We start from the raw sequence: 14,102 nt of genomic DNA, 5'->3' as shown, positions 1-14,102 counted from the left end.
AGTGTGTCACCTCGGCCGGCACCACAGACTCGCCGTGCCAGCGGCCTAGACAAGGATAAGCGATGGATTCGCAGACTACACCCAATACCCCGCGGCGCAGCCGTCGTTCGAAAATCGTCGGCACGGTCATCGCGCTGGCCGTGATGGCTGCGCTGGGGGGCGGCGCCTGGTACCTGACCCACTCGGGCACCAGCGCCAAGGGCGGTCCAGGCATGGGAGGCCCAGGCGGTGCTGGCGGGCCAGGTGGCCCCGGCGGGCGCCGTGGCGCGCCCTCGACCACCGTGGGCGTGGCCACGGCCGTGAAATCCGATTTGCCCGTGGTGCTCGATGCGCTGGGCACGGTGACTGCCGCGTCCACCGTGACGGTGCGCCCGCAAGTGTCGGGCATTTTGAAGGAGCTGAAATTCAAGGAAGGCGGCATGGTCAAGGCGGGCCAGGTGGTGGCGCAGATCGACCCGGCCCAGTTCGAGATGGCGCTGATGCAGGCCACGGGCCAGCGCCAGCGCGATGAAGCGCAGCTGGAAAATGCGCGCCTGACCCTGAAACGCTATCAGACTTTGCTGGGCCAGGATTCCATCGCGCGCCAGGACGTCGATACGCAGGCCGCCCTGGTGAAACAGCTGGAAGGCACGGTGATGACGGACCGCGCGGCCGAAGGCACGGCCAGGCTGAACCTCGGCTACACCAAGGTGGTGTCGCCGATCAGCGGCCGCGCGGGCCTGAAGGTGGTCGACATCGGCAATTTGGTCAGCACCAGCGACGCGGGCGGCGTGGTGGTGGTGACGCAGCTCTCGCCCATCGACGTGGAATTCTCCGTGCCGCAGGATAAAGTGCAGACCATCCAGGAGCGCCTGAATGGCGGCGCGGCGCTGGCGGCGCTGGCGCTGGACCGCACCCGCACGCATACCCTGGACAAGGGCAGCTTGACGGCGCTCGACAACCAGGTCGACGTGCAGACGGGCACCGTGCGCGCCAAGGCCCGCTACACGAATGACAAGATGGCGCTGTTCCCCAGCCAGTTCGTCAACGTGCGCCTGGAACTGGGCAACATCACGGGCGCCGTGCTGGTGCCCGTCACGGCCCTGCGCCACAGTAACAACGGCGACTTCGTGTATGTGCTGAAAACGGATAAAACCGTCACCGTGCGCATGGTCACGCGGGGCCAGGCCACCACCGACATGGTGGAAATCCGTGCCGGCCTGGAAGCGGGCGAGCAAGTCATCACGGAAGGCGCCGACCGCCTGAAGGAAGGCGCGAAAGTCACCTTGGCGGGCGACAAGCCGGCCATGGGCGGCGCCGGTGGCGCGGGGGCAGGCAACGGCGAACGCCGCCACCGCCGCCAGCACGCTGATGGCGCGGCCAGCGCATCGGCCGCATCGGCGCCAGCAAGCGCGCCAGCCACGGCGCCAGCGAAGGGCGCGGCGCAATGAGTCCATCGACGCCATTCATCAAGCGCCCCGTCGCCACGGCGCTGCTGATGCTGGCCATCGTGCTGGCGGGGCTGGTCGGCTTCAAGTTCCTGCCGCTGGCCGCCTTGCCGCAGGTGGACTTCCCCACCATCCAGGTGCAGACCCTGTACCCGGGCGCCAGCCCCGAAGTGATGGGGCAGACCGTGACGGCGCCACTGGAGCGCCAGTTCGGGCAGATGTCGGGCTTGCAGCGCATGAGTTCCACCAGCGCGGCCGGCGTCTCCATCATCACCCTGCAATTCACCTTGGGCCAGACCCTCGACGTGGCCGAGCAGGAAGTGCAGGCGGCCATCAACGCGGGCGGCTCCCTGCTGCCGACCGACTTGCCGGCGCCGCCCGTGTACGCGAAGATCAACCCGGCCGACGCGCCCGTGCTGACCCTGGCGATCACGTCGGACACGATGCCGCTGACGCAGGTGCAGAACATCGTCAACACGCGCCTGGCGCTCAAGATCAGCCAGGTCAACGGCGTGGGCCTCGTCTCGCTGTCGGGCGGCCAGCGCCCGGCTGTGCGCATCCAGGGCGACACCAAATTGCTGGCGTCGTACGGCCTGGGTCTCGACAGCCTGCGCACGGCCATCGCGGCGGCCAACGTCAACAGCGCCAAGGGCAGTTTCGACGGTCCCACGCGCTCGTTCACCATCAACGCCAACGACCAGCTGGTGACGGCGGAAGACTACAAGCGCCTGATCATCACCTATAAAAATGGCGCGCCTGTGCGCCTGTCCGACGTGGCGAACGTCGTCGACAGCGCGGAAAACACACGCCTGGGCGCCTGGTCGGGCAAGCAGCCGGCCATCATCCTGAACGTGCAGCGCCAGCCCGGCGCCAACGTCATCAAGACGGTCGACGCCATCAAGGCCCTGCTGCCGGACCTGCAGGCCAGCCTGCCGGCGGCCATGAAGCTCGACGTGCTGAGCGACCGCACGACGGGCATCCGCGCCTCGGTCGAGCACGTGGAAATGGAACTGCTGCTGTCCGTGCTGCTGGTGGTGCTGGTGATCTTCGCCTTTTTGCACAGCCTGCGCGCCACGGTGATCGCCAGCCTGTCCGTGCCGATCTCGCTGATCGGCGCCTGCGGCGTCATGTATTTGCTCGGCTACAGCCTGAACAACCTGTCCTTGATGGCCCTGACGATCGCCACGGGCTTTGTCGTCGATGACGCCATCGTCATGATCGAAAACATCGCCCGCTACATCGAGGAGGGCGAAACGCCGATGGCCGCCGCCCTGAAGGGCGCGTCGCAGATCGGCTTTACCATCATCTCGCTGACGGTGTCATTGATCGCCGTGCTGATTCCCCTGCTGTTCATGGGCGACGTGGTGGGCCGCCTGTTCCGCGAATTTGCCATGACCCTGGCCATCACGATCCTGATTTCCGCCGTGGTCTCGCTGACCCTGGTGCCGATGATGTCGGCGCGCTGGCTGAAAAGCCACGCCGATGAAAAGATCAGCGCCACGGGCCAGCGCATCCAGGCTTTCCTCGACCGTGTGATCGTGCAGTACGACCATGCGCTCGTGTGGGTGCTGAAACGCCAGGGACTGACCCTGCTGGTGGCCCTGGCCACCTTGCTGCTGACGGTGGTGTTGTACATCACCATTCCAAAGGGCCTGTTCCCCACGCAGGACACGGGCCAGCTGCAGGCGCGCATCGAAACCTCGCAAGCCGTCTCGTACGAACGCATGGCCACCTTGCAGCAGGCCGCCGCCAGCGCTCTGCTGGAAGACCCCGCTGTCGATACCCTGAGTTCCCTCGTCGGCGTGGATGCGGCCAACAACACGATGCTGCACACGGGCAGCATGCTGATCAACCTGAAGCGCTCGCGCAGCGGCAGCCAGGACGAGATCATGGAGCGCCTGCGCGACCGCGTGGCCAAGGTGGCCGGCGTGACCCTGTACCTGCAGCCGACGCAGGATCTGACCATCGATGCGGAATCGGGCCCGACCCAGTACCGCGTCTCGCTCGAAGGGGCGGACACGGCCACCGTCACCGAGTGGGCAGGCAAGCTGGCCGCGCGCATGCGCGAGAAATCGCAGTTGCGCAACGTCGTCACGGACGCGGGCGCCACGGGCGCCGCCGTCACCGTGGCGATCGACCGCGACAGCGCCGCGCGCATGTCCGTCACCACGGCCACCGTCGACGACGCGCTCTACAATGCCTTCGGCCAGCGCATCATTTCGACGATTTTCACGGAAACCAACCAGTACCGCGTGATTCTGGAAGCACAACCGGGCATCGTCACGACGCCGTCCGACCTGTCGGACCTGCAAGTGCGCACGGGTTCCGGCAAGTCGACGCCGCTGTCCGCCTTTGCCAGCGTCAGCGAAAAACAGGCGCCGCTGCAAATCACGCACGTGGCGCAATACCCGGCCACGACCCTCGGCTTTGACACGACGCAGGGCGTGGCGCTGGGCAGCGCCGTCGACGCCATCCGCCAGGCCGCCAAGGATATCGCCTTGCCGCCATCGGTGACATTGACCTTCCTCGGTGCGGCCGGCGCGTATGAAAACTCGCTGTCGAACCAGCTGTGGCTCATTCTCGCCGCCGTCGTCTGCGTCTACATCGTGCTGGGCGTGCTGTACGAAAGCTATATCCACCCGCTGACGATCCTGTCGACCCTGCCGTCGGCCGGCGTGGGCGCCTTGCTGGCGCTGATGATCTCGGGGCAGGATCTGGGCGTGATCGGCATCATCGGCATCATCCTTTTAATTGGCATCGTGAAGAAGAACGCCATCATGATGATCGACTTCGCCATCGAAGCCGAACGCGATGAAGGAAAAAGCCCGCAGGAAGCCATTCACCAGGCGGCGCTGCTGCGCTTCCGTCCCATCCTGATGACGACCCTGGCGGCCCTGTTCGCGGCCGTGCCGCTGATGTTGGGCTGGGGCGAGGGCGCCGAGTTGCGCCGTCCGCTGGGCCTGGCCATCTTCGGTGGCTTGATCGTCAGCCAGGTGCTGACCCTGTTTACCACGCCCGTCATCTACCTGGGCTTCGACCGCCTGGGCCAGCGCTTCGCGCGCAAGACACCCGGGGTGAACCTGGACAAGCCGGCCGATAACGCGGGGAGCGCCGCGTGAACCTGTCCGAACCGTTCGTCAAGCGTCCCATCGCCACCGTGCTGCTGACCATCGGCATCGCGCTGGCGGGGATCGGCGCCTTCTTCGTGCTGCCCGTCTCGCCGCTGCCGCAGGTCGATTATCCGACCATTTCCGTTAGCGCCAGCCTGCCCGGCGCCAGCCCCGCGACCATGGCCACGTCGGTGGCCACGCCGCTGGAACGGCGCCTGGGCGTGATCTCGGGCGTGAACGAGATGACGTCGTCGTCGGGCACGGGCTCGGCGCGCATCAACCTGCAGTTCGACTTGAACCGCAAGATCGATTCGGCCGCGCGCGAAGTGCAGGCCGCGATTGCCGCCGCACGCGTGGACTTGCCGGCCACCTTGCGCAGCAACCCGACCTACCGCAAGGCCAATCCGTCCGATGCACCCGTGATCATCCTGGCGCTGACGTCGAAAACGCGCACGCCGGGCCAGATCTACGACGCCGTGTCGAACCTGGTGCAGCAGAAGGTGGCGCAAGTGAAGGGCGTGGGCGACGTGGAACTGGGCGGCGGCTCGCTGCCGGCCGTGCGCGTGGAACTGCTGCCCTACCAGCTCAATCACTACAGCGTATCGATGGAAGACGTGCGCGCGGCCATCCAGGCCAGCAACGCCAATCGGCCCAAGGGCGCCATTTCCGGCGACGAGCGCAGCCTGCAGATCTATTCGGGCGCGGCGACGGCTTCGGGCGGGCGCAGCGCCGCCGACTACCGCAGCCTGGTCGTGGCCTGGCGCGACGGCGCCGCCATCCGCCTCGACGACGTGGCCGAAGTGCAGGACGGGGTGGAGAACAACAATACCCTGGGCCTGTTCAATGGCGACCCGGCCGTCATCGTGCTGATCACGCGCCAGCCGGGCGCCAACGTCATCGCCACGGTCGACGGCGTGCGTGCGCTGCTGCCGCAACTGCAGGCGCAGCTGCCGGGCGACATCAAGCTGCAGGTGGCCTCCGACAGCACCAATTCCATCCGCTCGTCCTTGCATGAAATCGAGTTCACCCTGATCCTGTCCATCGTGCTCGTCGTGTTGGTGGTCAGCGCCTTCCTGCGCAGCGTGCGCGCCACCATCATCCCGGCCGTGGCCACCATCGTCTCGCTGCTTGGGACCTTTGGCGTGATGTACATGCTGGGTTTTTCCCTGAACAACCTGTCGCTGATGGCGCTGACGGTGGCCACGGGCTTCGTCGTCGACGACGCCATCGTGGTGCTGGAAAACACGCAGCGCCACATCGAGGCGGGCATGGACCGCTTCAAGGCAGCCCTGCTGGGCGCGCGCGAAGTGGGTTTTACCGTGCTGTCGATCAGCCTGTCCTTGGTGGCCGTCTTCATCCCGCTGCTGTTCATGGGCGGGCAGGTGGGGCGCTTGTTCCGCGAATTCGCCGTGACCTTGTCGGCGGCCGTGATGATTTCGCTCGTCATTTCGCTGACCACCACGCCGATGATGTGCGCCTGGCTGCTGAAAAGCGGGCAGCAGCACAAGCCGCCAGGCAGAGTCGCGCGCTGGTTCGAACGGGGTTTCGAGCGCATGCTGACAGTCTACGAGCATTGCCTGGACTGGGCCCTGTCGAGCGCCGCGCTGGTCATGACCATCCTCGTGTTCGTCGTCGGCTTGAACGTGTATCTGTTCGCGGCCGCGCCCAAGGGCTTTTTCCCGCAGCAGGACACGGGCCAGATCAATGGCGGCATGCGCGCCGACCAGAGCATCTCGTTCCAGGCCATGCAGGGGAAATTGCGCCAGCTGGTCGACATCATCAAGGACGATCCGGCCGTCGCCACCGTCGTCGGGTTTACGGGCGGCGGACGGGCAGGGGGCGGTTTCATGTTCATCGACCTGAAACCGGCGTCGCAGCGCACGGACAAGGGCCAGGCCGTGATCGCCCGCCTGCGTCCGCAGCTGGCCAAGGTGACGGGCATTTCGCTGTTCCTCAACCCCGTGCAGGATTTGCGCATGGGCGGGCGCTCGAGCAATTCGACCTACCAGTACACCCTGATCAGCGACAACCAGGCGGACCTGAAAAAATGGGCGGCGAAACTGGCCGACCAGATGAAGCTGCAGCCAGCCCTGATCGACGTCGACACGGACCAGGCGGAAAACGGCGTGGAAACGTTTGTTTCCATCGACAAGGACCGCGCCACGCAGCTGGGCGTGCAGGTGCGCGACATCGACAATGCGCTGTACAACAGCTTCGGCCAGCGCCAGGTGGCGACCATCTACGATGAGCTGAACCAGTACCACGTGATCATGGAAGTGGCGCCCGGCTATGCGCAAAGCCCGGAAGCGCTGCGTTCCGTGTACGTGCCGGCGTCGAATGCGGCGGCCGTCGCCGCCACCGGTACGACGGCAGCGGCCACCACCAGCACGGCGCCGTCGAACACGACGGCCGCGCGCGACCCGTCCAGCGGCTCGGCCCTGTCGACCACCCTGGCGCACATGGTGCCGCTGTCCTCGTTCAGCAGCTTTGCGGAAAGCTCGACGGCCACGTCGATCAACCACCAGGGCGGCGAACTGGCCACCACCGTGTCGTTCAACCTGGCCGACGGCTATCCGCTCAGCGACGGGCAGGCCGCCGTGGCCCAGGCGGAGTCGGAAATCGGCATGCCCGTCAACGTGCGCGGCAGCTTCCAGGGTTCGGCCAAGAGCGCGCAGGACAGCAACAAGGAGCAGCCGCTGCTGATCCTGGCGGCCATCGTGGTGATTTACATCGTGCTGGGCATCCTGTACGAAAGCCTGATCCACCCCGTCACCGTGCTGTCGACCTTGCCGTCGGCAGGGGTGGGCGCCGTGCTGGCCTTGCTGCTGTTCCGCATGGAGTTTTCCATCATCGCCCTGATCGGCGTGTTCCTGTTGATCGGTATCGTCAAGAAAAATGCTATATTGATCATCGACTTCGCGCTGGAGGCCGAGCGTTCGCGCGGCTTGAGTGCGGTGGAGGCGGTGCGCGAGGCATGTTTGCTGCGTTTCCGCCCCATTCTGATGACCACCCTCGCGGCGGCGCTTGGCGCCTTGCCGCTGGCGATCGGTTTCGGCGAGGGGTCGGAGCTACGCCAGCCCTTGGGGGTCGCCATCATCGGCGGCCTGATTGCCAGCCAGTTACTCACATTGCTGACCACCCCGGTGGTCTACATCCTGCTCGACAAGCTGCGCACGCGCAGCGCCGACGAGCAGCAATTGAGCCGCATTCCTGGGCCAGATAACCCGAGCACACAATCATGAAGCAAGTCAAACCTATTCCATCCGCCGTCCCCGCACGCCACTTGCCGGCACTGGCCGCCGCTACCGCTTTCCTGCTGCTGGCCGGCTGCGCCGTCAGCCCCACGTATGAAACGCCGACGGCCGCCGCGCCGCAAACGTTCAAGGAGGCGGCCGGCTGGCAGCCTGCCGTGCCGGCCGACACCCTCGAACGGGGTCCCTGGTGGACCCTGTTCGGCGACGCGCAGCTGAACCAGCTGGCCGAGGGCATCGACATATCGAACCAGAACGTGGCCGCCGCCATCGCCTCCTACGAGCAGGCGCGCGCGCTGGTGCGCGAACAGCGCGCCTCGCTGTTCCCCAGCGTGAACCTGACGGGCAGCGGCGCCCGCTCCGGCGGCGGGGGCGAGCAGCAGACGAACAACAACTTCAAGGCCGCCATCGGCGCTTCCTGGGAGCCGGATGTGTGGGGCAAGCTGCGCGCGGGCGTGACGGGCGCCGACGCGAGTGCGGCGGCCAGCGCAGCCGACCTGGCCGCGGCGCGCCTGTCGGCGCAGGGCGAGCTGGCCACCAATTATTTTTCGCTGCGCCAGAGCGATGCGCAGATCGCGTTGCTCAATGCCACCATCGACGGCTACAAGCGCGTGCTCGAGATCACCAGCAACCGCTTCAACTCGGGCATCGCCGCCAAGTCCGACCTGCTGCAGGCGCAGACGCAGCTGGCCAATGCGCAGATCGATTTGTCGAGCCAGACGCGTGCGCGGGCCCAGCTCGAACACGCGATCGCCATCCTGCTGGGCAAGGCCCCATCCGACTTCAGCCTGGCCGTGGCGCCATGGACCCTGACCGTGCCGGACGTGCCGCTGGGCGTGCCATCGACCCTGCTGCAGCGCCGTCCCGACATCGCGGCTGCCGAGCGCCGGGTGGCCGTGGCCAACGAGCAGATCGGCATCGCCCGCTCGGCGTATTATCCGAGCCTGAATCTGACGGGGTCCTACGGTTCCGGCGCCAGCCGTGTGGGCGACCTGTTCAATGCTTCGTCAAGCCTGTGGTCCTTGGGCGTGTCGGCCGCGCAAACCCTGTTCAACGCGGGCGCCACGACGGCCAGCGTGGACGCGGCCAAGGCGGGGCACGAGGCGGCTGTGGCGCGCTACCGCCAGACGGTGCTGGCCGCCTTTGGCGCCGTGGAAGATCAGTTGTCGGCCACGCGCGCGCTGGCCGAGCAGCTGGCCTTGCGCCAGCAGGCGTCGTCCGCCGCGGACCAGGTCGAGCAGCAGATGCTGAACCGCTACAACGCGGGCCAGGTCGGCTACACGGACGTGGTGACGGCGCAAGTGACGGCCCTGTCGGCGCGCCGTTCGCTGGTGCAGGCGCAGGCGGATCGCCAGACGACGGCTGTGGCCCTGATCCAGTCGCTGGGCGGCGGCTGGCACGTGCCGCAGGCGCAGTAAGGGGCGGCACGGCGTACGGTAAAAGCCCTGCGCCAAATTCGCGTTTTACCGCGCATCTTGAGTGCTAGAATGCAAGATTATCAATTCCAGCCTGACGCTTTGGCCGTGGCTGCATTCTTGCCGACGATGACACGCAGTAAACACAGCAATGCTTCCGTTCCCGAAGTGGCCGCCATCGTTTTCCCGGTGGTGGCCATCGGCGCTTCCGCCGGCGGGCTCGATCCCATCGTCGCTTTCCTGGCCAACGTGCCGCAGGAAAGCGGGATTGCCTACGTGGTGATCCAGCATCTCGATCCCACGCAAAAGGCCATGCTGCCGGAACTGCTGCAACGCGCCACCAGCATTCCCGTCACGGAAATCACGCACCAGGCGGAGTTGCGGCCCAATCATATCTATGTGATACCGTCGAATGCCGACCTGGGCCTGTCCAAGGGGCGTTTCGTGCTCAGCGAGCCGGTGCAGCTGCGCGGCCACCGCTTGCCCATCAATACCTTCTTCGAGAGCCTGGCAAGCGACATGGGTGAATTGGCCGTCGGCGTGGTTTTTTCCGGCATGGGCAGCGACGGCACGCGTGGCTTGCAGGCGATCAAGCAGGCCGGCGGCCTGACCCTGGCCCAGCATCCCGATACGGCCAAGTTCGACATGATGCCGCAAAGCGCGATAGCCGCCGAAGTGGTGGACCTGGTCGATTTTCCCGACAAGATGCCGGACAAGATCATCACCTATCTGTTCCGCAGCAGCTTTCTCAGCTTGCCAGGGCATGAGCCGAACGGGCGCAATTCCCTGCAGGAAATTGTTGCCTTGCTGTCCGAGCACACGGGCAACAGCTTTACCGATTACAAGATCAACACGGTGCTGCGGCGCATCGAACGACGCATGAGCTTGTATCAAATGACGTCGATGGAAGAATACGTGCCGTACTTGCGCGCCAATCCCGCCGAAATCGACTTGCTGTTCAAGGAGTTGCTGATCGGCGTGACGAGCTTTTTCCGCGACCCCAAGGTGTGGGAATACCTGAAGATGGTGGCCTTGCCGCAATTGCTGGCGGCCCATCCGGACGGGCGCGCCTTCAAGGCCTGGGTGCCCGCCTGCTCCACGGGCGAGGAAGCGTATTCGCTGGCCATGGTCTTCCATGAAGTGGTGGCCAGCATCAATCCGCCGTCGAAATACAGCTTGCAGATTTTTGCCACCGACCTGTCGGCCGACGCGATCGACCGCGCGCGCCAGGGCCGCTTTCCTCACAGCATCGTCAGCGACGTGTCCGCCGAACGGCTCGAACGTTTCTTTGTCAATGACAAGAACGGCTACCACGTGAAGAAAGAGATACGCAACACGATCATTTTTGCCCAGCAAAACATCATTTCGGATCCGCCGTTCACCAAGCTCGACATCCTGTGCTGCCGCAACCTGTTGATTTACCTCAATGCCAAGTTGCAGCAGCGTTTGATACCCTTGTTTCATTACGCCCTGAACCGCGACGGAATCTTGCTGCTGGGCAGCGCTGACACGCCCGGCCATTTTTCCGACCTGTTTTCGCCGCTGACCACGTCGACCCGGCTGTACCGCCGCCTCGACAACCTGGCGCGCCAGCGTTTGCCCACGTATTTCCCCACCAAGGTATCGTTGGCATCCCCCCCTACACCTAGCGACACGAGAGAAGTCAGCATGACTGGAAAGATACAATCCCATGTCGAGCAATTATTGCTCCAGAAATATTCGCCTGCCGCCGCGCTGCTGAACCAGGATGGCGACATCCTGTACATCAATGGCCGCACGGGCGCCTTCCTGGAGCCGGCGGCCGGCAAGGCCAACTGGAATATCCACGCCATGGCGCGCGAAGGCTTGCGCTATGAATTGGCCGGCCTGATCAAGCAAGCCCTGCAAAGCGAAAGCGTGGTGCGCCTGAAGGGCCTCGTGGTCAGGGATCACCTGGGACAGTCGCTGGGCGTGGACCTGAGCGCCGAAGCGCTGAGCCAGCCCGAATCCTTGCGCGGCATGGTCTTCGTGACGTTTTCCAGCGCGCCTTTGGCGTCCGAGGTGCGCCGCGGCCGCTCGCCGAATCCCAAGGTGCTGGAACTGGAACAGCAGCTGGCGCAGGCGCGCAATGAAATCCAGGCCGTGCGCGACGAGATGCAGACGTCGCGCGAGGAACTGAAATCGGCCAACGAGGAATTGCAGTCGACCAATGAAGAGCTGCAATCGACGAACGAGGAGCTGACCACCTCGAAGGAAGAGATGCAGTCGCTCAATGAAGAGCTGTACACGGTCAATGCCGAGCTGCAATCGAAGGTGGACGATTTGTCGCTGGTCAACAGCGACATGAAAAACCTGCTCAACAGCACCGACATCGCCACCATTTTCCTCGACAGCGACTTGCGCATCCGCCGCTTCACGGCGCCGGCCACGCAAATCTACAAGCTGATCCAGACGGACTTGCGCCGCCCGCTCAGCGACATCGTCAACGACCTCGACTATCCGGGCCTGGAAGACGATGCGCTGGAAGTCATCCGCAGCCTCGTGTTTTGCGAGCGGCAGGTGCCGACCAAGACCGGGCGCTGGTACAACGTGCGCATCATGCCGTACCGTACGATTGAAAATGTGATCGATGGCGTGGTGGTGACCTTCATCAACATCACGGAATCGAAACTGCTGGAAGCCCAGCTGCGCCAGATCCAGTCCGGCGCCGTGGCGGGCGGCCATAGCGGCGAGAACGTGTCATGAGCGAACCATTCGACGACGGGAACGTGCCGGCCAGGTTGCGAGAGCAGGCCGAGCAATTGGTGGCGCAGCAGCGTCAACCCGTACCGCAGTCGAATGAAGACGTGATGCGCCAGCTGCATGAGTTGCAGGTCAGCCAGATCGAGCTGGAAATGCAGAACGCGGCCCTGGCCGAGCTGGAACAGCTGAAGAATGAATTTGAAAGCAGCCGCGACCGTTACGCGCAGCTGTATGAACAGGCGCCCGTCAGTTATTTTTCACTGGCGCCCGAGGGCGTCATCACCCGCGCCAACGAGGCGGCCTGCGCCTTGCTGCAGCGCGACAAGAACCAGCTGCTGGGGCGGCGTTTCGAGCAATTCATCGCGCCGCAGGCGCAAGGCGGTTTCCGCCGCTTTCTCGACGCCGTCTTCGCCAGCGGCGCCCGGCAGGTGCTCGAGGCGCAGCTGTTCGAGGGGACGGCGGGCGGCATGGTGCGCATCGAAGCCAATTACGATGCGGACAGCGCCACGGCGCGCATGCTGGTGACGGACCTGGGCGACGAGCACGCGCGCGAATCGGCCTTGCGGCGCGCCTTCGTCATCCTCGACAGTATCCGCGAAGGCGTGCTGGTGACGGACAGCGAGAACCGCATCATTTCCGTCAACCCCGCCTTCACCACCATCACCGGCTACCAGGCCGAGGAAGCCATCGGGCGCGATCCATCGTTCCTTGGCGGCGGCACGCATTTGCCGCATTTTTATGAAACCATGTGGCGCAGCCTGCACGAGGATGGCAGCTGGTATGGCGAACTGGTGAACCGGCGCAAGAATGGCGAACGCTTCGTCGAATCGCTGTCGATCACGCCCATGCGCACCCAGGATGGCACGATCAGCCATTTTGTCGGCGTGTTTTCCGATATCACGGAGCGCAAGCTGGCCGAGGCGGATCTGCGCGAGCTGCACCGCGAACTGGACCAGCGCGTCATCGACCGCACGGCCGAGCTGCTGCGGGCCAACCAGCATCTGCAGCTGGAAGTGCAGCAGCGCGAGCGGGCGCAGGAAGCCTTGCGCGATGCCGAACGCTTCTTTCACGCCACCATCGATTCGCTGACGGACCGGGTGCTGGTGCTGGACCGGGAAGGCAGCGTCGTGCATGCCAACCAGGCCTGCCTGGATTTTGTCGGGCAGATGCAAAAACCGCTGCATTACCTGGCGTTTTGCGAGACGGACCCGCGCTGGCAGCGCAGCGCCGGGCGCGAGCTGGCCGCCGGCATCCGCGCCGTCATTGCCGGCAGTGCGGACACGTTTGCGCTCGAGTATGAATTTGCCACGGGCTCCGGCCCCCGCTGGTCGCAGGCCAGGGTCAGCCGTTTCCTCGGCGAAGGGCCGCTGCGCGTGGTGGTGGCGCACACGGACATTACCGAGCGCAAGCTGATGGATGGCGCGCTGCGCCAGTCGCACGCGCAGCTGCGCCAGCTGGCGCTGCACCTGGAAACGGCCAAGGAAGACGAGCGCAAGCGCATCTCGCGCGATATCCACGATGAACTGGGACAAAACCTGCTGGCGCTGCGCATCGACATTTCCATGCTCAGCGCGCGCACGGAAGGCTCCCATCCGCGCCTGCACCACCGCGTTGGCGCCGTGCTCAGCAATGTCGACACGACCATCAAGAGCGTGCGTGGCATCATCAACGAACTGCGTCCGATGGCGCTGGACCTGGGCTTGCAGGCCGCCATCGAATGGCAGGTGGGCGACTTCCGCAAGCGCAGTGGCGTCGCCTGCCGCCTGCTTATACGCGACGAGGCGCTGTTTGCTGCCATCGACAGCCAGGTCGAGATCGTGCTGTTCCGCATCGTGCAGGAAGCACTGAGCAACGTCATGCGCCATGCCCAGGCCAGCCAGGTCGAGATCGAACTCAGTTGGGATGCCTGCGCCGTGTACGTGGCCATCAGCGACAACGGCATCGGCATCACGCCGCAGCAGCAGCGCAAGAAACAGTGCTTTGGCCTGATCGGCATCGCCGAGCGGGTGACGGCGCTGGGCGGGCAGTTCGAGGTGGGCTTGCCGGCCTCGGGCGCCGGTTGCCGGCTGGCCCTGCAGATTCCCTTGCCGGACGCGGCGCGCGCGGTCACCTGAGCGGTAATTGCTGCAGGAACATTTTTTGCCGACCCTGACGGCCTGGACAGGCTATACTTTCGCC

6 protein-coding genes are annotated in these 14,102 nt (G+C 65.1%); all 6 read left to right on the top strand.

Annotation, left to right across the window (positions count from 1 at the left end):
• Positions 1 to 62 precede the first annotated feature (62 nt).
• The 6 genes from CLU90_RS09495 to CLU90_RS09470 all read left to right on the top strand — a co-directional run bounded on the left by CLU90_RS09495 (position 63) and on the right by CLU90_RS09470 (position 14,038).
• Positions 63 to 1,430 (top strand): efflux RND transporter periplasmic adaptor subunit, encoded by a 1,368-nt coding sequence (locus tag CLU90_RS09495; RefSeq protein WP_100427759.1) that lies wholly within the window; start codon positions 63 to 65, stop codon positions 1,428 to 1,430.
• Positions 1,427 to 4,546: an efflux RND transporter permease subunit gene (locus CLU90_RS09490; protein ID WP_100427758.1), complete on the top strand. Its 3,120-nt coding sequence runs from the start codon at positions 1,427 to 1,429 to the stop codon at positions 4,544 to 4,546. The genes CLU90_RS09495 and CLU90_RS09490 overlap by 4 nt, the downstream gene beginning before the upstream one ends.
• Positions 4,543 to 7,779 (top strand): efflux RND transporter permease subunit, encoded by a 3,237-nt coding sequence (locus CLU90_RS09485; protein WP_100427757.1) that lies wholly within the window; start codon positions 4,543 to 4,545, stop codon positions 7,777 to 7,779. Before CLU90_RS09490 ends, CLU90_RS09485 begins: the two co-directional genes overlap by 4 nt.
• A complete protein-coding gene (locus tag CLU90_RS09480; protein ID WP_232731146.1) occupies positions 7,776 to 9,206 on the top strand; it encodes an efflux transporter outer membrane subunit in 1,431 nt (476 codons plus the stop codon). The genes CLU90_RS09485 and CLU90_RS09480 overlap by 4 nt, the downstream gene beginning before the upstream one ends.
• A gap of 126 nt (positions 9,207 to 9,332) precedes the next feature.
• Positions 9,333 to 11,927 carry a chemotaxis protein CheB gene (locus CLU90_RS09475; RefSeq protein WP_100429415.1) on the top strand — a complete coding sequence of 865 codons (2,595 nt, stop codon included), beginning with the start codon at positions 9,333 to 9,335 and terminating at the stop codon, positions 11,925 to 11,927.
• A complete protein-coding gene (locus CLU90_RS09470; RefSeq protein ID WP_232731145.1) occupies positions 11,924 to 14,038 on the top strand; it encodes a PAS domain-containing sensor histidine kinase in 2,115 nt (704 codons plus the stop codon). The genes CLU90_RS09475 and CLU90_RS09470 overlap by 4 nt, the downstream gene beginning before the upstream one ends.
• The last annotated feature ends 64 nt before the right edge of the window (positions 14,039 to 14,102 follow it).

The sequence above is a fragment of the Janthinobacterium sp. 67 genome, from assembly GCF_002797895.1.
Taxonomy (GTDB): Bacteria; Pseudomonadota; Gammaproteobacteria; order Burkholderiales; family Burkholderiaceae_D; genus Janthinobacterium.
This window is presented reverse-complemented; position numbering and strand designations above follow the sequence as displayed.